Below are 25,833 nucleotides of genomic sequence, written 5' to 3' on the forward strand. Positions count from 1 at the left end.
TAATTATCAATATTAATTATAGCGGTAAAACAAATGCAATCAAATATAGTGCTTAACTCAGAGAATATGCTTCATGATCAGACATGTTGGGAGTCTAATGCTAGAAGTTATCCAAGGAAAAATCCTTTAGTTATCAAAACAGCCAAAGATATTTACTTAACAGATGTAAATGGTAAAAAATATATAGACTGCTTAGCAGGGGCTGGCAGTATAGCTCTTGGCCATAATAATGATTTAATTATAGATGCTATAAGAGATAGTTTAGACAAAGGTTCTCCTTTACACACTTTGGATTTACTTACAGAAGAAAAGCATAAATTTATGCAAGATCTACTAGCAACTTTACCTGCTTCATATAAAGATAATGCAAAGATCCAATTTTGCGGTCCCAGTGGAGCTGATGCTGTTGAAGCTGCTATCAAGTTATGCAAAACAGCTACAACTAGAGAGACAATATTGGCTTTTAATGGTGCTTATCATGGCATGACGCAAGGCACCTTAGCTATGATGGGTAATTTAGGTCCAAAACAAGAGATCAATGGGTTATCACCATATATCCATTTTTTACCTTATCCATATGCATACCGTTGTCCTTTTGGCTTAAAAGGAGAGCAAAGTATAGATGTGAATATTGAGACAATTTCTAGGCTCTTGAAAGATCCTGAAAGCGGTATAAAAAAACCTGCTGCGATGATTCTTGAGCCTGTACAGGGAGAGGGAGGAGCTATACCTGCACCAGTTAAGTGGTTAAAAGCTATAAGAGCTCTGACTAAAGAGCTAGATATCCCTTTGATAGTTGATGAAGTTCAGTGTGGTATAGGTAGGACAGGTTATTTATATGCTTTTGAAAAAGCTGGTATTGAGCCTGATGTAATTGTGTTATCAAAAGCTTTAGGAGGTGGATTACCTATTTCGGTGATTGTCTATAAAAAAGCTTTAGATACGTGGAAGCCAGGGGCTCACTCAGGCACATTTAGAGGAAATGTGCTAGCTATGGCTGCTGGAAGTGTCGTACTTGAGAAGGTCAATCAGCCGGAATTTTTAGAAAATGTAAAAGAGGTTGGTAGTTATTTGCAAACTAAATTGCTTGATTTAAAAAATACATATAAAAGCGTAGGTGATGTGCGGGGCTCGGGTTTGATGATAGGAGTAGAGATAGTCGATGCAAGTGTTAGTCCTGACCTTATAGGTAGCTTCCCTACTGATGGTGATAAAGCTTTGAACATAAAGAAAACCTGTTTTAAAAAAGGATTAATCGTTGAGCTAGGAGGTCGATTTGGAGCTACAATTAGATTTTTGCCTCCTCTTACGATAAAAAAAGAAGAAATAGATGAAGTTGTGAAAATATTTGAACAAGCACTAGCGGAGAATTTATGAGTCTTAATTTAGATAAATACTTTCTAAATAGTTTAGAAAAAAGTATAGAAACATATACCGTAGATATGCATAAAGCACTAGATAATATCTCTAAGTTTCTTAGCTCAGGTAGGGTATATAGTGGTAAAACAGCAGCTCAATTAAAACAAGAAATTCAGAGTTTTCAAATAGGTGAAGAGCCTGAGAATATCGAAACTTTATTAGAAAATCAGTTTAAATCTGTATTAGAAAATTCTCTTAATATTAATTCTCCAAAATCTATGGCACATTTACACTGTCCTGTAATGCAGCCATCACTAATAGCTGAGTTGTTTATATCAGTATTAAATCAGTCTATGGATTCTTGGGATCAAAGCCCTATAGCTACTTATATTGAGCAAAGTACGACTAATTGGCTCAATTCTCTTATATATAAAAGTGAAGATATTGCTGATGGAGTCTTTACTAGTGGTGGCACACAATCAAATTTGATGGGGCTTCTTCTGGCAAGAGATAACTACTGTAACCATCAGCTTAATCATAATGTATCAAAGTCAGGGCTGCCTAAAGAAGCAAGTAAGTTTAGAGTATTATGTACAAAGAAAACGCATTTTTCAGTACATAAATCATTATCTCTTTTAGGGCTTGGTATGAACTGTATAGAAATTGTAAATACTAATGATAATTTACAACTAGATACAGATGATCTTTTAAGTAGGATACAAAACCTTATAGATAATAATCTAATTCCATTATGCGTTGTAACAACTGTTGGTGATACCGATTTTGGGTGTATTGATAATATAGCTCAAATAGCAAAAATTGCTCAAGCACATGATATATGGCTGCATGTGGATGCTGCAGTTGGAGGTGCTTTACTACTTTCAAATAACCATAAGCAACGTTTAAAAGGTATAGAATTTGCTGATTCTGTGGCTATAGATTTCCATAAACTTTTTTTTCAGCCGATTAGTTGTGGAGCTTTTCTTTGTAAAGATAAGTCATTATTTAGCCTTATTAATTATCATGCTGATTATCTTAATCCGGATCAAGATGGTTTTGATGCTTTAAATCTAGTTGATAAATCAATACAAACTACTAGGCGCTTTGATGCTTTAAAACTTTGTATGGCTCTAAAATGTTGTGGTACTAAAAACTTTGCTGAATGGATTGACCATATACTTGAGATAACCACAGAAACAATTAAGTTGATTGGCTCAGATAAATGTCTAGAATTAGCATTTCAAGAAAATCAACATCTTAATAATAGTCTCAATACTACTGTTTTTAGGTTTAACAATGGAAATACTTCTAGAGAAACTCTAAATATTATTAATAGCAAAATTCATAAATCTGTGTTTTTAAGTGGAGAATTTGCTATAGCTCAGACAAAGGTCAATAAAGAAACATTTTTAAAGATAACCTTTGTTAATCCTAGTATTACTTTAGATCTTGTTTCTGACTGTCTAGACAAAATAAAAGAACTAGGTCAATCTATTAAAAACCAGATCGAGGAGGGATGTAATGATTCAACATGCTTATGAAATTACTCTTAAGAACTTACTTAATTGTTATTATCGTGAAAGTGATACTTTTTCTTTAAAAAAAGTTGCCAATAAGGATTATTTATTACAGATAAATCTAACTAATAGTAATCAAAGTATCGAAGTGGAGGTTATAATCTCATCTATTTTAGGCTCGCCAGCTTGGAAACTTCCATGTTATTTGATTGATGAAAATCAAAGAGAACAACTTACTTCTTTAAGAGCTATATCAATGTTAATTGAAGAGCTATCAGTTTCAAAAAATCTCTCTAGTGGAGTTAATGAGATACTACAGCGAGTTATTAATTCAACTGATAATTTGGCTACTATATTAGCAGTTAGAAAAGATGGGGCGGAAGGTGCTTTTAGCTATAAGAGTTCATTTATAAAAAATGAACAAAACCTTTTGGTTGGGCATAGGCAGCAACCTGACCCTAAAAGTAGAGAAGGTTTTTCTAAGGATGAGTTTGTTAAGTATTCTCCAGAAACTAAAGGAAGAATGCAGCTTCATTTTATGTATGTGCATAAAACTATTATAGCAACTGAGAGCTTGTTAGAAAAATCTGTAGATGAACTATTTTTATCTTTTGTGAAAAATATTAGTTTACTAGGTAAGCCTAGTGAAGATTATGAGCTTTTTGTAGTTCATCCTTGGCAAGCTAATTTTTTAGATAAATTAAAAGAAATTAAAGAGTATAAGAATCAAAATAAAATCATTGATATAGGAGTTATTGGACCCTGGTTTTATCCAACTACTTCAGTTAGAACGGTATATTCACCAGAATTAAATATAATGCTTAAATTTTCCCTAAATGTAGCGATTACTAATTCTGTGCGAGTAAATTTGGCTAAAGAATGTAAAAGAAGTATCGCTGTTTATAATTTATATAAAGGTCAGTTAGGTACTGTTTTAAAAGAGAGATTTCCATATTTTAGTTTAATTGCTGATCCTGCATATACTGCTATAAAAGTAAACGATAAGATAATAGATTCAAGTATTTGTATTATTCGAGAGGCTAATTTTAATTCTGAAGAAGATATAGCTTGTATAGCAAGTTTAACTGAGCCAGACCCTTTTAGTGGTAAGACACGAATTAGTTCATTAGTTGAATATCTTAGCGAGCAAGGTAATCTTTCTTATGAGGCAGCGGCATATTACTGGTTTGAGACATATTTGAATATAGCTATAGCTCCAGTACTTTGGTTGTATTGTGAGTATGGCATAGCTCTTGAAGCACATCAGCAGAATTCATTAATTAAGCTACAAGATGGTTTGCCTATAGGAAGTTTTTATAGGGATAGCCAAGGTTATTATTATATTAAAAACCATATTAACCAAAAAATATTTGGAAATATTGAAGATCTTTGTGCTGGTACTGAAGAATTTGTCGATCATCATTTTAGTTACTATTTTTTAGTTAATCATCTGATTGCAGTAATTGAGGCTATTACCAATATTAATTATTTAGAAGAGCAAAAGTTTGTAGAAATATTTGTGAATTTTGTTGCTGAGTTTGCTACTAAAAACCAGGTTAATGATAGGTTCTGTAAAAAAATATTATCACAAGATCTACTTCCATTAAAAGCAAATTTACTTACGCGCTTACACGGACTAGATGAACTACAAGCACCACTTTCAAGTCAATCTGTTTATGTAAATATAAAAAACCCATTTAAGGAAAATCATGAAAATTTATGATGTGATAGGAATTGGTATAGGCCCTTTTAATTTGGGATTATCAGCATTATTAGAAGATAAGTCTATAGAAAGTATTTTCTTTGATAAAAAAGAAAGTTTTAGTTGGCATCCTGGCTTGATGATGAATTGGGCAACTTTACAAGTTCCATTTCTTGCTGATTTAGTAACTATGGTTGATCCTACAAGTAGATTTAGTTTTTTGAATTATTTAAAGGAAAAAGGTAGGCTTTATAAGTTCTATTTTAAAGAAAATTTCTTTATTCCAAGACAAGAGTATAATGATTATTGTGCATGGGTAGCTACTAATTGTAAATCTTGTAATTTTGATAGTGAAGTTATTAGTATTGAACATGAAAATTTACAAGAAAAAGAAGCTTGGGCAGTAACTATAAGAAAATCAAGTGGTGAAACTACAAAATTTTTAACTAAAAATCTTGTGCTAGGGTTAGGCACTAAACCTTATTTACCAGCATTTATTTCGCAAAGTAATAGTAATCATAAAAAGGTACATCATAGTGGAGAATATCTTAATGTAAAAGTTCAAGCTTTAGATGATGATCATATTACAATTATTGGATCAGGCCAAAGTGCAGGAGAAATTTTTCTAGATTTAATGAAATCAAAAAATAGCTCGACAAAGATTAGTTGGGTTACACGCAGTAAAGGTTTTTTCCCAATGGAATATTCTAAACTAGGTTTAGAGCATTTTTCTCCAGAATATATTGATTATTTTTATAACCTTTCTAGTACTAAAAAATCAGAATTAGTTGCTGAGCAAGATTTGTTGTATAAAGGTATTAGTGCTGAAACAATCTCAGATATTTATGATGTGCTTTACGAGCAAAACTTAAGCAACTGTAACAACGTTGAGCTGATATCTAATAGCAGGTTAAATGGTATTGGTAATAATAGTGGAAAACTGGATTGTTATTTTTATCATAATCATCAAGAAAGCGATTTCCTAATTCAAACTGACAGAGTTATTGCAGCTACTGGCTATAAATCTGATATTAATTCACCACTTAGAAAACTAGAAAAATTCATTACTAAAGATAGTCAGGGTAATTTCAATATAAGTCGAGATTATCAAATAGTAATGAAAAATACTGAGCTAAATATATTCGTTCAGAATGCTGAAATGCTCAGCCATGGTGTTGGGACACCAGATCTTGGTTTGGGAGCATACAGAAGTGCCACTATAGCGAATGAACTACTTCAAGAGAAAATATATCACTTACCAAGGAAAAATGTTTTTTCAGATTTTGGTGTGCCAACTAAATATTTAACAACAATTGACTATAGAGATTGCGTAAATGCTTAAAGAGAGGAGATAAATAATGAAAAATGATAAATATAATTACTATAAGGTTGCTAGTACGAAACTTTTAGAAAAAGTTATCTCTGAGTTCTGCTATGAAGAAATTTTTGTGCCTATACAAAATGATAGTGATGAGGAAACATATACATTAAAGGTTGATTCATCCTTGTGTTATAAGTTTAAAGCTACAAAAAGAATTTATGGTAATCTAGTTGTCCATAGAAACTCTGTTGTAAGGTATCAGCAAGGTGTACAAAGTATAGCAGATGATGCTATAAAGCTTATTATAGATACTTGGCCGATAACTAATATAGATTCTGTAACTATGGCGCATTTGATCAAGGAGTTAAATAATACTTTATATGCAGATACTGAGATTCTTAAGAAAGGGTCTATTTCTGCTAATAATATTTATAAATTACCATATGCTCAAGTAGAGGGTAATATGACGGGTCATCCATGGTTTGTTATAAATAAAGGTAGGATTGGTTTTAATGCAAGTGATCATAGTAGTTACGCTCCTGAAATGCAGAATATTATAAATCTTAAATGGCTAGCAATAAGTAATCAGCTTATAGATTTTGCTTGTATCTCAGATTTAGATTACACACAGCTTCTTAATACAGAAATAGAGCCAGATCTTTTGAGTAAATTTAATAAAACTATTCAAGCTAGCAATAAAAATCCAGATGAATTCTTCATTTTACCTGTACACCCTTGGCAGTGGGAAAATGTTATTGAACAACAATTCACCTCATATCTTTCCAACAAAGATATTATATTTTTAGGTGCTTCGGATGATCAGCATCTTGCGATGCAGTCTATAAGGACTCTTTCAAATATATCTCACCCTGAAAAACATAGTATTAAACTTCCCCTTAATATTTTAAATACTGCGGTTTATAGAGGGTTACCAAAAGATCAAACAATAAATGCTCCTATATTAACTGAATGGGTTAAAAAAATAGCCAATGAAGATACTTTTTTAAGTAAATGTAATTTTATATTATTAGGTGAACTAGCAAGTGCCTACTGTAAGCATCCTTATTATTCAGAAATAGAAAATACCCCTTATTATTTTACCGAGCAGCTTGGGGCTATATGGCGTGAGAGTATACATACACGACTTAAAAAAGGAGAAAGAGCTATAACTATGGCAGCTCTAACATATGTTGATAGTAATGGACAAAGTATTATTGGTGAGATGATAAGTGAGTCAGGTCTTAGTATAGATACTTGGCTGGAGATGTTTTTTGAAAATACTATTCCAGCGTTACTGCATTTCTTATATAAGTATGGCATGGTGTTTTCTCCACATGGAGAGAATAGTATTTTGATTATTAAAGATAATATGCCTGTTGGTTTAGCTATGAAAGATTTTGTTGATGACATAAATATTTGCCAAGACCCTGTTAAAGAGCTAGCTACTTTACCAGATGAAGTCAAAAAAGCTATCCCACGCGTTGATGATGATTATTTACTTCAATTTATTCAAACAGGTCTTTTCGTTGTACATTATAGATATATCTCATCAATATTAGCAGAGAAATTTCTTTACCCAGAAGCTCACTTTTATGAAAAACTACACAAGTGTATAAAGCATTACCAATTACATAATCCTGAATTAAATTCTCGGTTTGACAGATTTGATTTATATAAAGAAAGCTTTAGTAAATTATGTCTTAATAGGTTGAGAATATTTGAAGTAGGTTATAGTGATTATTCTGCTAGACCTAAAGTTATATCTACAGGTAGATTGGATAATCCTCTTTTTAAAGGCAAGTATTTTGATACCTCTAAAGCTTCGAGCTTTAATCATAAAAGAGTTTCTTTTAGACCCTTTAATTTTAATAGTGATTTGGATGCTGTGCATAAGTGGATGAATAAACCACATGTTGCTAAGTTCTGGAATTTAGACAAATCTAGAGAGAGTTTAAAGAAACATTTTTGTGATATTTTATCTAAACCTAATCAAGATATATTCATTCTAGCCGTGGATGGTAAAGAAATAGCATATGCTGAAATTTATAAAGCAGAAAAAGATAGAATTGCCGCTTATTGCACTATTGAAGAAAATGATTATGGCTGGCATCTTTTAATAGGTCCTGAAGAGTCTATAGGCAAAGGCTATTCAAAATTATTTGTAGAAGCACTTAGTAAATATTGCTTTTCTAAATTAGATGCTAATAGAGTCCTTTTTGAACCAGATATTAGAGTTACGCCTTTTGAGAGGATTGCTCCAAGAATTGGTTATATAAATCAAGGTGAAATAGTTTTACCTGAGAAAAAAGCATATTTATTTACTTGTTCTAAGGAGGCTTTTAGTACAATGGAGGCAAAAGGGGAGTTGTATGATTGATTGTAATATAATTGAGTGGCCCATTGTTAAAATGCATTTTGGTAGTCACTCAAGCTATGAAGATGTTATGGCTTGGCTAAAGCAGTGTGACAAGATTCTTGAAAAGAAGCAAAAATTTATTATTATTAGTACATTTGATGATAATTATCAATTTGGACATGAAGCTAGGATACAGCAGGCAAAATGGTTTAAATCAGTAAAACCTGAGCTAAAAAAATGGTGCCTAAGTATGCTTAGAGTAACTCAAGATCCTATTATTATAAAAAAAATTAGTGCACCAGCTATGGACAAAGGTATGCCTTTTAAATGTATTGCTGTTGATAATATAAACCTGGCTTGGGAAAAAGCTAGTCAAATATTACTTAAAAGAGAGTTTGTGGCATGAAAAGGCAAGGTTTAAACTTAGTTATACTATATTTGGCACAAGCAATTCCTTTGTATTTTTGTACTTTTGGACTGCCTACAATCTTGAGAGCTGAAGGAGTTGCTTTAGAAAAAATAGGCCTTATGAGTTTTCTTTTATTACCTTGGGCTATTAAGTTTTTATGGGCTCCATATGTAGATAGAAATTATTTTTCATCCATAGGTAAAAGAAAGAGTTGGTTTTTATGCTTACAGTTTTTGACAATTATATTGTTCTTTGTGTTTTCTACTTATAGTCCAAAACAATATTCTGATTATATATTTATTTTAGCATTTTTTTTGTCAGCTATTGCTGCAACCCAGGACATAGCTATAGATGGGTTTTCTATTGAGCAAATTAAAGAATCAAATTTTCAGTGGTGTAATTTCGCTAGAATCATTGGAACTACACTTGGTAGCATGCTAGGTGGGGCTGCCCTGATAGCATTATATAAAATTATAGGGTGGTATCAAATCACTTTAACTCTCATGGGGGTAAGCTTTTTTATTGCTATTTATATGCTGTTTATCAAAGAAAAATCAAATGATAAGCAGTCTTATCAAGAGAGACCTTCACTTAAGTCTTTTTTCCGACGGAGAGAAACAATACTGTTACTATTGATTTGCTTAAGCTATAGGGCTTGTGAAGGTTTAGTAATGGGCATGCAGTCTGCTTTCTTAGTGGATTCGCACATTTCTCTCACGACTATTGGAGTAGTAATGGGTGTAGGCAGTGCTATTATTGGGATTTTTGGAGCCGCGATTATTAGCTACATGTTTAATTTTTTTAAGGAAATAGCTCTATTATCACTTTTAGCTACAATACGTGCATTTTGTTACTTTTCTCTTGGCTTTATAGCATTTTATGGTATTAGTGACCCTATAGTTATATTTGGTGTAGTCTTATTAAATATGGCTTCACGTTTGATGGAAATGGTGATTCTATATACTATATTCATGAAGTTTAGTTCTAAATCACAAGCAGGTACTGATTTTACAGTTTTAATTTGTGCCGAATTATTAATATACATACTAGGCATGTCTGTAAGTGGCTTTTTAGCAGCAAATATAGGGTATGCAGCTTTGTTTATATTGGGAGGGACTCTTTCTATTCCTGGCTTTTTAGCAGCGTATTATTTCTTGAGAGTTTTGAACAAGCAAACTTCATATAGAGCCAAATCTAATCAGTAAAAAATTCACTTGATAGTGAAAAATAACTGTTATAAATAAAAGACTTAATGAGTTAATCCATGGAAATAGTCAAAGACTAGTTCAAGAAGAATTAGTTTGATTAGTTTGTTTGGAGTAGGATATTCGGAGGTATTATAGGCTTGGCTGTAGGTTTTATTTGCTAGGAATTTTTACTTTTAAGCCTTCAAGTGGCCCTGTTGTAGTGAACTTTTTAGCTATATCTTTTTGAGTTTTAAGATTTTTAATAAGCCAAGGTTTTAACTCTTTAAATATATGAAGCAACGCCTTATTAGTTAGCTTAGCATAAATATCAGCATCAACGTTATTGCCTTCTAAAGGCTGTTGGTATTTTATTGTTTTAATTACTGTTTTTCCTGTTTTTTCATTTTTAAGATAGAAAGATATATAGAAATAGAACATTTTGTTATCTAAATCTATAATTGGTCCATATGGAGTAGTACCTGAAAGAGTAAAGTTTTGGCGAATATTTATATCCTGAAATGCTAAGCCACTAACAATATTATGATCTAAAAGATATTCAAAAGTTGCTACTGTAAGCATTTTTGATACAGGAATAGCCCAAACACTATCTTTAAAATCATTAATACGATTATTTTTAACATAAAACATTTGGGTAGCCTTTGAAGCTTGAGTTTGAATATTATATACAAGCAAAGTAGTATCTATAACTGCATTTTGAGTATCTGGAATCTTCGCTTTTTCTATTTTTTTACTACTATATATTATATATTCTTTTTCACCGGGAACCTTAATAGGGTTTCCAACAAGTGAGAAAGCAAATACTTGTATTGGTAAAATTATAGTTAGTATTATTAAGATCTTTTTTTTCATAATCATTTCCTCTTAGTGCTCTACGCCTCTTACAACGATTGATGGATCATACTGAAGCATTCTAATTACATCATTTAATCTTGTAATAGTTTCTTGGCTTTCTGTCATAGTTTCATTAAAGTTTAAAAGAGTTTTATTGAAATATATGGAAGAATTACTCAAGTTATAAAGTAAGATATTTACACTATCAGTAAACTCGTTGAATTGTTGAAGGTTTCCTGGGGACATCATCTTGTTGAATTTTGCAGATATTTCTTCAAGTGAAGAGGCAATACCTCCAACTTTTTTAAGAATGCTATCAAATTGAGATGGTTTAGACTGTATTATAGGTATTTCTTTAGCCTTTTTATCTATAAGATCTAAATTAACATCTTTTTTACTAATGCGTAATGAAAGTTCAACCATAGACTGTCCAGTAATCCCTATAGTCTTTAATGTTGCAACAGTTTGTTTGTAAATAGGTATTTGATCGTTTACCTCCATAAAAACACTAACAAGCTTTGGATTTTTTTTGTTGATAGCAATTTTGGAAACCTTACCAATATTAAAGCCTTTATAGGATACATCTGAACCAACATTTAGCCCAGAAATACTATTAAAATTAGTTACATAGGTCGAAGTTTCTTGGTTTCTAAAGCCACCAGATAAAAAGAAGGCTATAAATATCATCACAAAGAGCATGAAGATCACAAATAGTCCTGCCACTAGATTCTTGATATTGTTTTCATTCATTTACTTAATCTCCTCACTTTTAGATTCTCCATGTGAACTAAAGAACTTTTTGATACTATCAAATTGCGTCTGTTTTGAAACAAATTCTACCGAGTCATGTATCATAATTTTTTTTTCATCCATATATATAATATCATCAACTATATTCCAAATTGTACTTAAGTCATGTGTAATCATTACAACAGACATCCCTAGTTCTTCTTTTAAATACTTAATAAGCTCATCCATTGCTCGAGCAGAGTAGGGATCAAGACCAGCATTAGGTTCATCTAAAAAAACAACCTTAGGGTCAAGCACAATTGTTCTAGCTAAGGCTACTCTTTTTAACATACCTCCACTTATTTCAGATGGGTATTTGTCGAAAGCATCTTCATGTAAGCCCACCATTTTGAGTTTGATAATGGCTATATCTGTCAAAATATCTTCAGGTAGCTTTGTATGTTGCTTTAATGGAAATATTACGTTTTGCAAATTTGTAAGTGAAGAGAAAAGGGCGCAGTGTTGAAACATCATACTCATATTTGTTGAGATTTTTTTGCGTTTAATAGGGTTTGATACAAGTTTAGATATTTCTTGCCCTTGTAAGTATATCTTTCCTGAATGAATCGGTTGTAACATAAGTATTTCACGCATCAAAGTGGTTTTACCACAGCCACTGGCCCCTATTATGCAACTTATTTTTTCAGGAGGGATGTCAAGGTTTAAATCCTTATGAATCCATTCTTTGCCAAATTTAGTGCTTAGGTCACGAACTTCAATTAAATTTTCAGCCATATTTATCTCCTAAGCAACGCCATTTAAGCCAACAGCAAAAATAGCATCAACAACGATTATTAAAAATATTGAATAAACGACACTTTCTGTAGTCGCTTTACCAACACTTTGCGAGTCTCTTTTTACAGATATACCTTTAAGACATCCCATTCCAGCAATTACTAAAGCAAAGAATGGAGTTTTTAATATACCAATATAAAAATGACTAACATTTACATGACTAAATAGTCTCTCAATAAATTGTAACGGTGTGATTCCAGCAACTGCATAAGTAATAATTAACCCACCAATAACATTTGCGATCATTGCTACAGTAGCTAAAATTGGAAGGCTTATCATTAGAGCGGTAATCCTTGGAAGGATAAGTCTTTGTATAGGATCTTCACCAATAGTTTGAAGGGCATCAATTTCTTCATTAACCTTCATAATACCTATTTCTGAGGTAAAGGCTGATCCGCTTCTACCAGCTATAATAATTGCTGTAAATAGAGGAGCAAATTCTCTAAAAGATGATATTCCTAGCATATCAACAACAAATATTTGTGTCCCATATTGCATCATCATGTTTAGTGGAAGGTAAGTTAGAACTAACCCAATAATTAACGATAGTAATATAACAATTCCTAAAGCTTTAATTGTAGAGTCATATGTAATACTTAATACTATTGAGAAAAAAGATTTATATGGTCTTATTAAGAAATTTATATAACCTAGTATAATAGCACCTAAAAATGCTATGGCAGATCTAACCTCACCAAACATGTCGTTTGTATTTTTACCTAAAACATAAATACTGTTAAACATTGTATTAGGTTTTTTTTGAAACTCTTCGTCTACCTTAGTAGGGTAGTTGATACCTGTTAATTCTATAAGTTTAAAATTTTTATCAGAGCAGCTTAAAAGTTGATCTTGACTTAAATTAAAGAATCTTAGGTATTTAATGATTATATAGGATCCTGCAGTATCGAGCTCTTTAACATCTCCGATATCAATAGATGATATATTTAACGATGGTGATGATAACTTTTTATCAAGGATTTTAGTGTTAATATTCTTGAGAGTAAGTGACCCCTCAAAATATAGAGTATTATCCGATATTTTTATATTCATTTGAAAGCTTGTTACAAAGTTATCTTCCTTACTAATCATATTACTAGAAAAATACTACAATACCAAGCTGTCTAATAATATTTTTAACATTGCAGTAATTTATCATACTGATCAAGTTTATTATACTTAATGACAGATTTCAGTCTTGTTTGATATTCTCCTTCATTAAGTTCAGAATATTCATCAAGAGTATTTAAAAGATCATCAATAGATAGCTGTTTCTGGTTAACTTTATCACGAGCAATTCGAAATGCTTCAAATTTTGAACCAGTATTTAATCTATGGTAATACCCTAAAATACTATCATCTGCAGATTTAAACACCTCTAAATATACATCTGCACGATTAGCTTTAACACCACATCCTTTTTTAAAGCAATGAAGTCCAAAATAGTTATTATAATCTCTAGCAAATCTAGATGTACCCCAACCACTTTCTAAAATAGCTTGAGCAAGAAGAAAGCTAGTTGGTGTCGTACCTAACTTTATATCTAAATATTGTAACTGCTTAGAAATAGAGTTAGATCGACTGATTTTATAGTAGTCAATATATAAGTCTAGCTTTTGTTGTTGATTCTCATTTAAGGTTTTATTTTTTTTATATGAAAGCGTTAATTTATTTACTTGTTTTTTTTCACCACATATTTCATTATTTGCAATTCTTATCGCATCAAGCATATATGTTATGAAAGCTTCTTTTTTTTCATTCACATTTTTGAAACCATTAAAATCTGGCTTTGTTTCATTATAGCTTGCTTTAGTAGCTAAATGATATTTGTCATTAACATTAATATTAGGCTCAGTAGATAAGATAAATGCACTTATCAAGATTATTATAAAGTACATGTATTTAGCTTTCATCAAACTCATCAAATTCTTCATATTCAAAATCCATATCATCTTCTTCTTGAATGCAATCAGCTAGTTTGACACTTAACTCATACATATCATCAGGTAAGTCACTTTTAAAACTCACTTCTTCACCAGTTTTAGGATGTATAAAAGCTAGACTATATGCATGTAGAGCTTGTCTTGGAAACTGTTCAATACCTAACTCATCTAATTTAGCTGATGGCTTGTTGTATGTTTGATCACCAATAAGAGGGTGCTTGATATGCTTCATATGTACACGAATTTGGTGAGTTCTTCCTGTTTCAAGCTGACATTCTATAAGAGTAAAGCCATCATAAATCTCATAAGGAGTATAGTTTGTAATAGCTTCTTTGCCTTTATAGTTAACAGCCATTTTTATGCGATTATTAGGATCACGGCCTATAGGCTCATCAACGGTACCATCTTCATAGATTTCACCATCGACAATAGCTATATATTTACGCGATACTTTCCTTTCAGAAAGTTGATTTACTAAGCTATGGTATGCAAGGCTCGTCTTAGCAGCTACCATAAGCCCTGTAGTATCTTTATCTAATCTGTGAACGATACCTGCTCTAGGTAGGTTCTTTTGAGTATCATACATGCCAAGAAGTGCATTTGAGATAGTTCCAGTCATATTCCCTGCACCAGGGTGGACAACCATGCCTGCAGGTTTATCTATCACGATAATGTCATCATCTTCGAAAACAATATCTAATTTGATATCTTCAGCTATCCATTCATTTGTTGGTAAAATTTCAATATTTACATCAATTTCTTCATCACCTAAAACTGTATATTTGGTTTTGCTAGTAGATCCGTTTACTTTAATTGATCCATCTTTTATCCATTTTTGAATTTGAGAGCGAGAAAATTCGTCAAAAAGCTCATTTATAGCAACATCTAACCTTTTACCTGCATGCTCAGGAGTTAGAAGAATACTTTGCTGAAACTCATTTGATAGTGTATTATTATTTGCCATATTTAGTAGGTAATCTACGCGATAATTTTTTCTAATATAGATTATATAAAAAAAATCAGAGGATAGTTAATTAAATGACTAGATTTTTATCATTAATAGCAGTTGTATCGCTTGTTTTGGTGCTAGTTGGCTGCGGACCTAAAAAAGATAGTGAGTTACCACAAGTCTATACAGGTTATACAGCTGATTTCATTTATGCAAAAGCGCATCAACAAATGCAAAACCATGAATACTTCGATGCTATTCGTTCTTATAAGTCTTTAGCGGCACAATACCCTTTTACACCATTAGCAGAAAAGGGTATGGTTGATTTAGTATATGTTTATTATATGGATGATGAAACTCCTATGGGGTTAGCGTTAGCTCAACAGTTTATTAAGATGTATCCATATAGTAAGTATAAAGGTTATATTTACTATATGATTGGAGTAATTGGATTTGAAGATGGTAGAGGACTGCTGCAAACATATGTTCCTTATGATATGACTCATCATGATCCAACAGGATACTCTGATGCATATGTAAACTTTGAAAGAGCAATTGCTTTAGATCCTAAAGGTTCATTTGTTCCAGATGCTAAGCGAAGAATGGTTTTCATAAATAATACAATTGCAAAACATTATTATGAGGTAGCGTATTTTTATTTTAAGAGAGGAGCATTTAATGCTGCTATAGATAGAGCTGCTCAAGTTGTTCAAGACTACCCACAGAGTGAGTCTACTCAAGATGCTTTAGTTTTAAAAATTAGAGCGTATAAAGAATTAGGTATAAATGGTCCTGCAGAAGCAAATATTAAAGTACTTAAGAAAAACTTCCCTAATAACAAATATCTTAGAACAATGAGAGCAGATGGTACTGTTCCTAGTATGTTTGAAAGATTGTTTGGTTGGTTATAGTTACAAACCTTGTAACTATCAAATTAAATTTATGTATCTTATACAATCACTCTTTAAAAATTTCATATAAAAGTCTATAGTATACAAATGATAATAGTTTTATAAATAAAACAATGAAAAAAGTACTAATCCCAGCCTTGCTAGTTAGTTTACTTACTAGTAGTTCAGCTTTTGCAATGGCTAATAGTAATGTAGCAGGTCCATCAATAGAGGGCTATAAGACTAAACTTATGAATACAGATCAAGAACTGATAAAAATGATTGCTCAGCGAAAAGGTATTCGTAAAAAAATGTTAAAGTTTGAGAAAAAAAACAATTTACCTACATATGATCCATTTGAAGATAAGTCGTTTGAGAAAACAAGACTTGCTTTTGCTGTTCAGTATGATGTATCTCCAGCTTTAGTAAATGAAATTTTTAATACTCTAAACACGACAGATTTACAAACAGCAGAACAAAGTTTTTAAAAAAATAGACAAGGATTACTAATGAACAGTATTTATGATTTTAAACTCACAACTAATGATGGTAAAGAGTTTAACTTACCTAAAAATAAAGTCCTTTTAATCGTGAATGTAGCAAGTAAATGTGGCTTTACTAAACAATATAGAGGCTTACAACATCTTCACGAAATTTATCCTGATTTAGAAATAGTTGCATTTCCGTGCAATTCTTTTGGTGGACAAGAGCCAGCAGTAGATGGAGAGATAAAGAATTTCTGTGAAACAGAGTTTGGAATTACATTCCCTATAATGAAAAAAACTAAAGTTAATGGTAAAGATGCTGAGCCATTATTTGATTACTTAAAAGAGCATGCAAAAGGCATACTTGGCACAGAAAGAATCAAATGGAACTTTACAAAGTTTCTTGTTTGTAAAGATGGTAAGACAGTTCAAAGATATGCTCCTAAAACTATACCGGAAGAACTTATACCTGATATAGACAATTTCTTAAAAGATTAGTTGATATCTACAAGACTTTAAAAGATACTCATCTGCACAGGTATTACTATACAGGTATTGCGAGTTCTATTTTAAACTACTTAGTTAGAATAATTTTTTCAACTCTTCTAGGGTTGCTGGTTTACTGAAGTAGTATCCTTGGTATTTGTCACACTCTATTGAATTTAAATATTCAAACTGATAAAGCTCTTCAACACCCTCAGCAACACAGTTCATGTTTAAAGACTTTGCTAAAGTAATCATAGATTTGATTATAGTTTTATTTGAAGAGTCTTCGATTTTATCAACAAAAGTTTTATCAATTTTTAGGTAACTAATTGGTAACTTAGCTAAGTAGTTAAGAGAAGAGTAGCCAGTACCAAAATCATCTAGAGAAAAACATACTCCTAACTCATGTAGTTTGGCCATATTTTTAAGAGCTTGTTCAATATTATTCATAAGATGAGTTTCTGTTATTTCAAAAACTAAGCTGCTAGTATCAATTTTATATTTATTTAAAATATTACTAGTTGTAGATATGATGTTTTTGTCAGCTAATTGTATTCCAGAGAAGTTGATCGAAAGGGTGATAGTTTTTTGAATTTTTTCAGGTAAAGTAAGGAAGTCTTGTATCGACTTTTCTAAAACCCAATTACCTATATCAACTATTCTTCTAGTTTTTTCTGCAATAGGGATAAATTCATCTGGTCGAGGATCGTTTAGTTCAGGACAATCCCAACGAATGAGAGCTTCTAAACCTATTATTTTCTGATCTTGATTGTATTGTGGTTGATAGACTAGTTTAAAGTTATTTTCACTAACAGATTTTCTAAGAGCATACTCAATATTATTTTGACGTTGCATTTTTTTATCAAGATCATCTTGGAAAAACACAAAATTATTTTTACCTTTTTCTTTTGCTCGATACATTGCAGTATCAGCATACTGAAGTAGATTATCAATAGTGTTAGCGGTATCAGGGTAGATTGATATACCTAAACTAAATGATTGATATATTTCATGATTTTTTATTCGAAAAGGATTATTAACTAGTTCAATACAACGATTAGCTGTTTGTCTTACTTCTTCAATAGAGTTAGCTTGTGATATAGCGATTGCAAATTCATCTCCACCGATTCTACCTATCATATCTTCTTCACGGAGAATCCTCTTTAGCCTAAACACAACTTTTTCAAGTAAAATGTCGCCAAATGCATGACCAAAAGTATCATTAACTTGTTTAAACCCATCTAGATCTAAAAAGAATAAAGCTAAAGGTGTTTTATATCTTTTTGCGCGCGAGATTAACCCTTGAAGTTGGGATAAGAAATATTCGCGGTTAGAAACTCCTGTAATAGAATCAAATTTAGCCATTCTATCTAGTTTTATTTCAGCTTGTTTAATAGGAGTTATATCTATACATATACCTGTTAAACGATTGGGATGATACTCATTACCAGCATAGAACTCTCCAATTATACGAGTATACTGTATATCGTTGGTATCAGTATTTATCCGGCATTCTATAGAGAAAGGTTTTTTGGTTGCAATGGAGTTATCTAAAGCAGAATTGAACATTTGTCTATCATCAAAAGCAATACAATCTATAAATGAATCATAATTTTTTTTGAAGTCTTTTTTAGATATAGGCATTAAACTAAACATGCCATCATTCCATTCTAGTTTGTCACTATCACAAAACCAATTCCATATACCAATTCCAGCATTCTTAGCAGCTAATTGTAAGAGATCTTGGTTATCACGTATCATTTGCTCAGATTTGCGTAATTCAGTAATTTCGATAAAATTTAAAATACAGCCTTGTAAATTTTTCTGTATATCTAAATAAGGTGTGACTCTAAGAAGATAGACTCTACCATCATTAGTAAATATCTCTTTTAGAGGTGTATTTTTTTTAAGAACAGATGTTTTTATGAAATTTTTATATTTAGATAAGTCTAAATTTCCCTCTAAAGAGAAGAATGATTTAGTAATACTAGAAGAGTTTAATTTAAACAACTTTTTTGCTTTTGATGAGAATCTTTTTATAGCAAAATCTTTATCTAAGAAAATTACAGTATCATCAGATGAATCAAGAAGCTGTCTAATATCACTGTTTATTTCAGTTAGTTTTTTAATTTGAATCTCATTATCTTCATTTAACGAAACTAGTTTTTGGTTCGTATGCTCAAGTTCAACTTTAGATTCTTCAACTTTTTCAAATAAACTTTCTCTTTCGGTAACATCACGAGAGATACCGAGTATAAAAGGAGTATTGTATTTACCATAGAAACGAATTTTAGTAGTATTGAAAGTCACTTTTTTGCCGTTTGGCATTCTAACAGTTTCAATAACTTTGGATATACCATTATCAAAAGCACTTTTATCATTTGCTAAAAATAATTTTGCTTCCTTTTTATTATACTTCTCAACTGTTGTTGAACCTATCACACTATCTCGAACATCTTTAGGATAGAGATTAAGAAATGCTGTGTTAGCTTGGATTATTTTATAATCTTTATCCTTAATAAAAATTTTATCTTCACTAGCATTTAGAGTAAGCTCTGCAAAGTTTTTAGCTTCTTGTAAGTTTGATTCTAGCTCTTTAGAATTAGAGATGTCTATATTAGTACCTATAATTCTATAATTTTGACCATTTTCTTTTAAAGCAACACCTCGACAAAGAATCCATATGATTGAATTATTTTTGTGACGAAAACGCAGCTCTACCGAAAAAGATTGTTGCTTTTCATCTGCTAAATAACTATCAATTTCTTGCTTAAATTTAGTGAAATCTTCGTCAAAAGAAAGTTTTTCCCAAGTACTTAAGTGGTTGAGTAAATCATCGTCATCATAACCTAGTAGTGTCTTAAAACTTGAAGATATATAGATATTATCTGTTTTAAGATGCCAATCCCACCAACCATCAGAAACTGAGTTTAAAACTGTATTATAAAGTTGCTCATTTTTCTCATATAGTTTTTTATCTTGATTGAAGTTAGCTTGATTTTGGCGTAAGCTTTTAAGTTCGGATATATCTCGCCAGCTAGATACGCTACTAATGATTTTACCGTCAGCACCCTTTATAGAGTTTACTTTTAGGATTACGGGAAAAGCTATACCTTTAATTGTCTTAAGGTTTAGCTCAAGATTTTCAACAAAACCTGTTTTTTGGAAATGTCTAAAAGCTTCTTTAACCTCATCTAAACTTGTATAATGATAAAGTTCAAATATTGATTTACCTATAATTTCATCATTACTTTTATAACCTAATGTTTCTAATAATGTATTGTTGCACTGCTGTATAATGGCTGTTTCCGGATCGACAGATGCATGCATATCTGGTGAATTATGATATAAAAGTGATACTTTTTTCTCAGATTCTAGAAGCTGTGCTGAGCGCAGTGTTATCTCGCATTCTAATTCTTCTTGGTTTTTGGAAAGAATTTTCTCAGCCTTTCTAATTTTTGTCATATCTAGAATATTACATATAATAGATTGCTTATTATTACTTTCTATATATGGTATAAGAGATATAGACACTGGTATAGTACTACCATCTTTTGCTAAAATATTAATTTCAGCATTGCGAGACATATCTATAGCTTTAGGATTTTTAAGATAATTGTTTTGAAGATTTTTATGGTTTAAACGAATATTTTTTTCTATTAAAACCTCTATTTTTTGATTTAAAAGTTCATTTTTATCATAACCAATTAAGTTGGCAAGAAAATTATTATAGAAAGAAATTCTTCCTTTTGCATTTACGATAATCACTCCTACAATAAGAGATTCAATTGCATTATAAAAGCGAGAATTTAGTCTTTTATAGGCGGTGATATTTGTTATTGTTAAAACAGCACCTTCTATTTTTCCATCTTTATTTTTATACTGAAATATTCTTAGGATATACCAGTTATTATACTTATCCTCAGCTTCAATACTTATTTCTTTTCCATTCTTTATAGTATGTTTAAGCATTTCTATGAGATTATTAATTTTCAAACTATGGCTAAAATCACTTATATTTCTACCAATATCATGATCAAAAATATTTATAATTTGGTTAATTGCAGATGTAATAAGACGGATATTTAAGTCACAATCAATGATTAAAGTTCCAATCTGAGATGTTTTGAGTATATTATCAATATCTGTTTTAGCACGATTTAGTTCTATAATCTTTTCTTGATATTCAGCATTTACGGTATAAAGCTCTTCATTTACTGAGTGTAGTTCTTCATTTGTCGATTGTAATTCTTCGTTAGTGTATCGTAACTCTTTATCATTATCACTGAAAGATGTTTTTAAGTTGTTAGTATCTCTTTTGTCTAACAATGCTGTATTTTCGTCTATTTTTACTGATGATAGGTTATGCGTATTCTCTGGTAAAGGATCGCTGAGTTCGGAATCAAAATCTAGCTCTTTTTCTTTATTTTGATCAGAATCAAAGTCTATCTTACTATAAATTTTCCATTTATTATCAAAAGCTTTGATTTGTTGATTCTTCGTCATTGATTCACTAGAGCCTAAAAATAAGAAACCATTAACATTAGTCGCAAATATTATTTTTTGAACAATATTTGCTTGCATTAATGGTTTGATGTAAATTAAGAAGTTCCGACAGGTGACAAGATCCATTTGATTGAATGGAATATCGGAAATTAAGTTATGCTGAGCAAAGATAATATTAACACGTAATTTTTGAATTACTTTATAGTTATTTTTAGAGAAATTTTTGAAGTATTTGTTTATTAAATATGAATTTAAATTCTTAAGGCTTTTAGATTCATAGATTCCATTACTAGCAGTAGTAATAGATGATTTATTAACATCTGTTGCAAATATCTTTATCGGGATATTTAATTTATGCTGCTCAAAGTATTCTAAAAATAAAATAGCTATAGAATATGCTTCTTCACCTGTTGAGCAAGCTGAGACCCAAACTCTTATACTTGAGTTATCTTTAATATGTTTAGTGACTATTTTTGGGATTATTTTTGTTCTTATAGTTTCGAAAGCTTCTGCATCGCGCATAAATTCAGTTACGCCTATTAGCAAATCTTTCTCAAGTAACGCAAGTTCCTGAGGGTCTTTTTTTAAAATACCTATGTACTCATCTACCTTCAATACTTTAAGAAATTGCATTCTACGAGTAATTCTACGATTAATCGTAGAACTCTTGTAATTCCTATAATTGTTTTTTGATATGGGATATAAAAGATTATAAATTTCTCGATAGTATTCAGTCATAGCTTGATCATCAAAACTATCAAGCAAAGCGGTATCTTGCCCTAGAGTATAGTTTATAATAGCATTAGCTAGTTTTGGAATCTCTAAAATATAGTTTACTTTTTTTGTATTTATAGCATTAATAGGCATACTATCAAATTCAGCTTCTTCTGGAGACTGAACGAAAACACGCCCGTTATTTTTAGCTACTTCAAGGATACCTTTTGACCCATCACTACCAGTGCCAGATAAAATTATAGCTATAAAATTATAGTTTTTTTGGTTTGCAAGGCTTGTAAGAAACAGATCTATAGGCATCTTTAAATGATTATTATCACTCGGAGTGACAACTAGAGTTTCATCTTTAATAGTAGTTTCAAAGCTTGGCTGATTAAGATAAATTGTATTAGGTCTAATTTGAGTGTTGTGAGTTAACTTTATTATATCCATATCAGTATGGTTAATTAAAAGCTCACTCATTAAACTTTTAAAATCTGGAGAAAGGTGTTGTAAAACTACATATGAATTATTGGTGTTAGAAGGAATATTATCAAAAAAACTCTTTATAGCATTTAGCCCATCAGCAGAAGCACCGATTGCTACAATATAATCTAAGTTATTTTGTTTTTTAATACTATTCATAATTAGTCTCAGATATTTTTTTTGCGATACTTATTGTTTTTACAATCTCATTAATAGGTAATGGCTTGTTAAAATAATACCCTTGAAATAAATTACATCCAATCTTTTTTAAGTATTCAAACTGCTCAAGCGTTTCTACTCCTTCTGCTATACACACTTTATTTAAGTTTTGAGAGAGTTGGACAATTGATTTTACAATGGCTTTATTTTTAGTGACATCTAACTTTTGCACAAAACTTTTATCTATCTTAAGATAGTTGATAGGTAAATTAGCAAGGTAAGTAAGAGAAGAGTAGCCTGTACCAAAATCATCTAGAGCAAAGTTTGTTCCAGTTTTATTAATTTCATTAAGAATTGCTCTTGCTCTATATATATCTTCAAGAAGATGAGTTTCTGTAATTTCTAGATTCACGAGTTTATTATTAATATTGTTTTGCTTAAATAAATCAAGAATATCTTTTGTGAACTTCTCTTTAAAAAGTTGTACGCTAGAAATATTTACTGATAGTTTAAAATCGATCTTTGAATTTATTGATTTTTCGATGTGTTTTATATCTTTTATAACTTGCTGAAGCACCCACCAGCCTATACTGACAATTTTATGTGATTTCTCAGCAATAGGTATAAACTCATCTGGAGTGACAGCTCCTAGTAACTCAGAATCCCATCGTAATAATGCCTCAACCCCATAAAAACTAGCATTACTGTCATACTGTGGCTGATAAACTACAGTGAACTCCTCTTTTTCAAGAGCCAGTTTTAATGCATTTTCTATTTCTCCAGAACGCAGTCGCTTAATGCTGTGTTCAGGGCGGTAGAACGAGTATGTGTTTTTCCCTTTTTCTTTTGAGTTATACATGGCAGTATCGGCAAATTTTAGAAGCTCATTAGCATCTAGAGATGATTGGGGGAATGTTGATATTCCTATACTAATTGATTGAGCAATTATTTCATTATTGATACTATATGGTTCAATCACAGTTTTTATACATTTATCAGCTAATTGTGCAATTTCATTTTCGTGGTGACAGTCTGTAATAATTGCCGCAAACTCATCTCCACCAACTCGTGCTAAAATAGCTTTGTCATTAAGAATCTTAGATATTTTATTAGATACCTCTACTAATAATTTGTCTCCAACAATATGCCCATAAATATCATTTATTTGCTTAAAATTATCCAAATCTATAAAGAGTATCGCTAAAAAGCTTGAGTTGTCACTAGCTAGTTTAAGAGCTATATCTAATTCTGTAATAAAACGAGTTCGATTTGAGACGCCTGTTAGAGTATCTTTATATGCAATTTCTTTTAATTGATTTTCAGCTTCTTTTTGAGCAGTTATATCGAAAGACATTCCCGCAATTGAATCAGATAACCCATCTTTAGACTCATCATACTGGCCTATACCATGTATATATGCTAATTCACCATTTTGTTTTATTACTCTATAAACTACATTAAAAGGTATTTTTTTTTCTATAGTATCTTTAACTGCTTTATGTACCTTTTCTTGATCATCTTTAACCATTCTAGTTACAACATAATTATAAGTAGGAATAAATGCTTTTTTATCCAAACCAAAAAGATCAAACATTCCATCATTCCAATGTACACAATTATCGGCAAGATACCATACCCAAATTCCAATTCGAGCATGTTTTGTTGCAACATCAATTAATGTCTCATTTTCTTTAATAATGTGTTTTGAAATCTCTAAATCATTGACGTCTATAATATTTATTGAAAGACTAGTAATTTGTTTATCATCATTTATGTATGGTCTGATTTTTACTTGATAATAGCGTAAATCTTTTGCAAAGACTATCTTTTCGAAGATCTTCCCTTTTTTTAAAGTGCTTTTAAAAATAGTTTTAATATTTGAAATATTTAAGAAATCGATGTATTCAAAAATAGATTTTGTAATATCTAAATGCATGTTTAATGTCTGCTCAGCTTTTTTACTATATTGTGTGATTTCATAATTAGTATCAACAAAAATAAGATTACTCTCAGAAGCATTTAAAAGATTATTTATATTTGTGTTTTTAGCTTTTAGCTTATCTATAAGTATTTTTTGGTCTGTTATGTCTTTTGCTATACACAATAAAAGGGCGCCATTAATTCGATCATTAAATTTTATTTTTAGAATTTCAAAAACTACATTCTTATTATCATGACTAACAGTAAAAGTTTCTTGAAATATCCCGTTTGCAAAAGCTTTTGAGTCACTATATTTAGATAACGATTTATTATAAGTATCTTCAGAAATAAATTTACTAAAAGATTTATTTTTCTTATGAAATATTTCAAAAGATTTATTTGATTTTATAATATTACCTTTTGAATCTTTTACATATATTAAGTCAGGTGTATTATCTAGAATTAGACCTAAGAGGTCATTTGTGTTTTGAAGATTTAACTCAGAGTTTTTAAGTTGTGTTAGATTATTATGAGCACCAAGCATCCTAATAGCTTTCCCATATTCATCACGAATAGCTACACCTCGACATCGAACCCATATTGTAGAACCATTTTTATGCATATATCTTACAACCTGATCGTACGGATGGTTAGGATTTTTAAGATGTTTTTCAAAATTTGATACAGCAGTTTCTAGATCTTCAGGGAAGATAATATCTTGCCACTCACTAACTAAATGTTTTTTATTCTTAGGATCGTAACCAAGAAGTTTCCAAAATTGAGAATCGATCCATTCATTTTCAGGGTTCTCAAGATCCCAGTACCACAATCCATCTAAGCTACTAATTCGAAAGAACTCAAAGATTTGAGAGTCTTTTTTAATTAATTCTTCTAGCTCTTTTTTGAGGTAATGAGTCACTATCATTTACATTTATTGAATATATTATATTTTAATTATATTGAAAACTCTAACCTTACACAATGAATCATTAGTTCTAAAAGAAAATTATT

The 25,833-nt window shown here is 30.8% G+C and carries 18 protein-coding genes; 10 read left to right on the plus strand and 8 right to left on the minus strand.

Going from position 1 to position 25,833, the window contains the following annotated elements; all coding sequences use genetic code 11:
- The first annotated feature begins 33 nt into the window (after positions 1-33).
- The 7 genes from CDH04_RS04810 to CDH04_RS04840 are packed head-to-tail and all read left to right on the plus strand — an operon-like array spanning position 34 to position 9,869.
- Positions 34-1,377 carry a diaminobutyrate--2-oxoglutarate transaminase gene (locus CDH04_RS04810; protein WP_112869947.1) on the plus strand — a complete coding sequence of 448 codons (1,344 nt, stop codon included), beginning with the start codon at positions 34-36 and terminating at the stop codon, positions 1,375-1,377.
- Positions 1,374-2,900 carry a pyridoxal phosphate-dependent decarboxylase family protein gene (locus CDH04_RS04815; RefSeq protein ID WP_112869948.1) on the plus strand — a complete coding sequence of 509 codons (1,527 nt, stop codon included), beginning with the start codon at positions 1,374-1,376 and terminating at the stop codon, positions 2,898-2,900. Before CDH04_RS04810 ends, CDH04_RS04815 begins: the two co-directional genes overlap by 4 nt.
- The gene (locus tag CDH04_RS04820; RefSeq protein WP_112869949.1) at positions 2,881-4,599 is read left to right on the plus strand and encodes an IucA/IucC family protein; all 1,719 of its coding nucleotides are present in this window, start codon (positions 2,881-2,883) and stop codon (positions 4,597-4,599) included. Before CDH04_RS04815 ends, CDH04_RS04820 begins: the two co-directional genes overlap by 20 nt.
- On the plus strand, positions 4,586-5,920 hold the full coding sequence (locus tag CDH04_RS04825) for a lysine N(6)-hydroxylase/L-ornithine N(5)-oxygenase family protein (RefSeq protein WP_112869950.1): 1,335 nt from the start codon (positions 4,586-4,588) through the stop codon (positions 5,918-5,920). The genes CDH04_RS04820 and CDH04_RS04825 overlap by 14 nt, the downstream gene beginning before the upstream one ends.
- A gap of 16 nt (positions 5,921-5,936) precedes the next feature.
- Positions 5,937-8,276 carry a GNAT family N-acetyltransferase gene (locus CDH04_RS04830; protein WP_112869951.1) on the plus strand — a complete coding sequence of 780 codons (2,340 nt, stop codon included), beginning with the start codon at positions 5,937-5,939 and terminating at the stop codon, positions 8,274-8,276.
- On the plus strand, positions 8,269-8,661 hold the full coding sequence (locus CDH04_RS04835) for a hypothetical protein (RefSeq protein WP_112869952.1): 393 nt from the start codon (positions 8,269-8,271) through the stop codon (positions 8,659-8,661). Before CDH04_RS04830 ends, CDH04_RS04835 begins: the two co-directional genes overlap by 8 nt.
- Positions 8,658-9,869 carry an MFS transporter gene (locus CDH04_RS04840; protein ID WP_112869953.1) on the plus strand — a complete coding sequence of 404 codons (1,212 nt, stop codon included), beginning with the start codon at positions 8,658-8,660 and terminating at the stop codon, positions 9,867-9,869. The genes CDH04_RS04835 and CDH04_RS04840 overlap by 4 nt, the downstream gene beginning before the upstream one ends.
- Positions 9,870-10,022: 153 nt before the next feature.
- Here CDH04_RS04840 and CDH04_RS04845 read toward each other — a convergent pair whose 3' ends face one another.
- The 6 genes from CDH04_RS04845 to rluD all read right to left on the minus strand — a co-directional run bounded on the left by CDH04_RS04845 (position 10,023) and on the right by rluD (position 15,191).
- Positions 10,023-10,721: a hypothetical protein gene (locus CDH04_RS04845; RefSeq protein WP_112869954.1), complete on the minus strand. Its 699-nt coding sequence runs from the start codon at positions 10,719-10,721 to the stop codon at positions 10,023-10,025.
- A 12-nt stretch (positions 10,722-10,733) separates the two neighbouring features.
- A complete protein-coding gene (locus CDH04_RS04850) occupies positions 10,734-11,453 on the minus strand; it encodes an MlaD family protein (protein ID WP_112869955.1) in 720 nt (239 codons plus the stop codon).
- The gene (locus CDH04_RS04855) at positions 11,454-12,227 is read right to left on the minus strand and encodes an ABC transporter ATP-binding protein (RefSeq protein ID WP_112869956.1); all 774 of its coding nucleotides are present in this window, start codon (positions 12,225-12,227) and stop codon (positions 11,454-11,456) included.
- Between the two features lie 9 nt (positions 12,228-12,236).
- The gene (locus CDH04_RS04860; RefSeq protein ID WP_112870900.1) at positions 12,237-13,337 is read right to left on the minus strand and encodes an MlaE family ABC transporter permease; all 1,101 of its coding nucleotides are present in this window, start codon (positions 13,335-13,337) and stop codon (positions 12,237-12,239) included.
- Between the two features lie 83 nt (positions 13,338-13,420).
- Positions 13,421-14,218 (minus strand): glucosaminidase domain-containing protein, encoded by a 798-nt coding sequence (locus CDH04_RS04865; RefSeq protein ID WP_112869957.1) that lies wholly within the window; start codon positions 14,216-14,218, stop codon positions 13,421-13,423.
- On the minus strand, positions 14,187-15,191 hold the full coding sequence (gene rluD, locus CDH04_RS04870) for a 23S rRNA pseudouridine(1911/1915/1917) synthase RluD (RefSeq protein ID WP_112869958.1): 1,005 nt from the start codon (positions 15,189-15,191) through the stop codon (positions 14,187-14,189). Before rluD ends, CDH04_RS04865 begins: the two co-directional genes overlap by 32 nt.
- Positions 15,192-15,265: 74 nt before the next feature.
- Here rluD and CDH04_RS04875 point away from each other — a divergent pair, with 74 nt between their 5' ends.
- From CDH04_RS04875 to CDH04_RS04885, 3 genes are all read left to right on the plus strand, one after another.
- Positions 15,266-16,087 carry an outer membrane protein assembly factor BamD gene (locus CDH04_RS04875; RefSeq protein ID WP_112869959.1) on the plus strand — a complete coding sequence of 274 codons (822 nt, stop codon included), beginning with the start codon at positions 15,266-15,268 and terminating at the stop codon, positions 16,085-16,087.
- Between the two features lie 113 nt (positions 16,088-16,200).
- A complete protein-coding gene (locus CDH04_RS04880; protein ID WP_112869960.1) occupies positions 16,201-16,554 on the plus strand; it encodes a chorismate mutase in 354 nt (117 codons plus the stop codon).
- Between the two features lie 21 nt (positions 16,555-16,575).
- The gene (locus CDH04_RS04885) at positions 16,576-17,049 is read left to right on the plus strand and encodes a glutathione peroxidase (protein ID WP_112869961.1); all 474 of its coding nucleotides are present in this window, start codon (positions 16,576-16,578) and stop codon (positions 17,047-17,049) included.
- 84 nt (positions 17,050-17,133) lie between these two features.
- Here CDH04_RS04885 and CDH04_RS04890 read toward each other — a convergent pair whose 3' ends face one another.
- Positions 17,134-22,902: an EAL domain-containing protein gene (locus CDH04_RS04890; protein ID WP_112869962.1), complete on the minus strand. Its 5,769-nt coding sequence runs from the start codon at positions 22,900-22,902 to the stop codon at positions 17,134-17,136.
- On the minus strand, positions 22,895-25,747 hold the full coding sequence (locus CDH04_RS04895; protein ID WP_112869963.1) for a sensor domain-containing protein: 2,853 nt from the start codon (positions 25,745-25,747) through the stop codon (positions 22,895-22,897). Before CDH04_RS04895 ends, CDH04_RS04890 begins: the two co-directional genes overlap by 8 nt.
- Between the last annotated feature and the right edge of the window lie 86 nt (positions 25,748-25,833).

It is taken from the genome of Francisella adeliensis, from assembly GCF_003290445.1.
Taxonomy (GTDB): Bacteria; Pseudomonadota; Gammaproteobacteria; order Francisellales; family Francisellaceae; genus Francisella; species Francisella adeliensis.

Coding starts and splice junctions, on each gene's coding strand:
- CDH04_RS04810 (WP_112869947.1), top strand. CDS start 34: ATGCAATCAAATATAGTGCTTAACTCAGAGAATATGCTTCATGATCAG.
- CDH04_RS04815 (WP_112869948.1), top strand. CDS start 1,374: ATGAGTCTTAATTTAGATAAATACTTTCTAAATAGTTTAGAAAAAAGT.
- CDH04_RS04820 (WP_112869949.1), top strand. CDS start 2,881: ATGATTCAACATGCTTATGAAATTACTCTTAAGAACTTACTTAATTGT.
- CDH04_RS04825 (WP_112869950.1), top strand. CDS start 4,586: ATGAAAATTTATGATGTGATAGGAATTGGTATAGGCCCTTTTAATTTG.
- CDH04_RS04830 (WP_112869951.1), top strand. CDS start 5,937: ATGAAAAATGATAAATATAATTACTATAAGGTTGCTAGTACGAAACTT.
- CDH04_RS04835 (WP_112869952.1), top strand. CDS start 8,269: ATGATTGATTGTAATATAATTGAGTGGCCCATTGTTAAAATGCATTTT.
- CDH04_RS04840 (WP_112869953.1), top strand. CDS start 8,658: ATGAAAAGGCAAGGTTTAAACTTAGTTATACTATATTTGGCACAAGCA.
- CDH04_RS04845 (WP_112869954.1), bottom strand. CDS start 10,721: ATGAAAAAAAAGATCTTAATAATACTAACTATAATTTTACCAATACAA.
- CDH04_RS04850 (WP_112869955.1), bottom strand. CDS start 11,453: ATGAATGAAAACAATATCAAGAATCTAGTGGCAGGACTATTTGTGATC.
- CDH04_RS04855 (WP_112869956.1), bottom strand. CDS start 12,227: ATGGCTGAAAATTTAATTGAAGTTCGTGACCTAAGCACTAAATTTGGC.
- CDH04_RS04860 (WP_112870900.1), bottom strand. CDS start 13,337: ATGAATATAAAAATATCGGATAATACTCTATATTTTGAGGGGTCACTT.
- CDH04_RS04865 (WP_112869957.1), bottom strand. CDS start 14,218: ATGAAGAATTTGATGAGTTTGATGAAAGCTAAATACATGTACTTTATA.
- rluD (WP_112869958.1), bottom strand. CDS start 15,191: ATGGCAAATAATAATACACTATCAAATGAGTTTCAGCAAAGTATTCTT.
- CDH04_RS04875 (WP_112869959.1), top strand. CDS start 15,266: ATGACTAGATTTTTATCATTAATAGCAGTTGTATCGCTTGTTTTGGTG.
- CDH04_RS04880 (WP_112869960.1), top strand. CDS start 16,201: ATGAAAAAAGTACTAATCCCAGCCTTGCTAGTTAGTTTACTTACTAGT.
- CDH04_RS04885 (WP_112869961.1), top strand. CDS start 16,576: ATGAACAGTATTTATGATTTTAAACTCACAACTAATGATGGTAAAGAG.
- CDH04_RS04890 (WP_112869962.1), bottom strand. CDS start 22,902: ATGAATAGTATTAAAAAACAAAATAACTTAGATTATATTGTAGCAATC.
- CDH04_RS04895 (WP_112869963.1), bottom strand. CDS start 25,747: ATGATAGTGACTCATTACCTCAAAAAAGAGCTAGAAGAATTAATTAAA.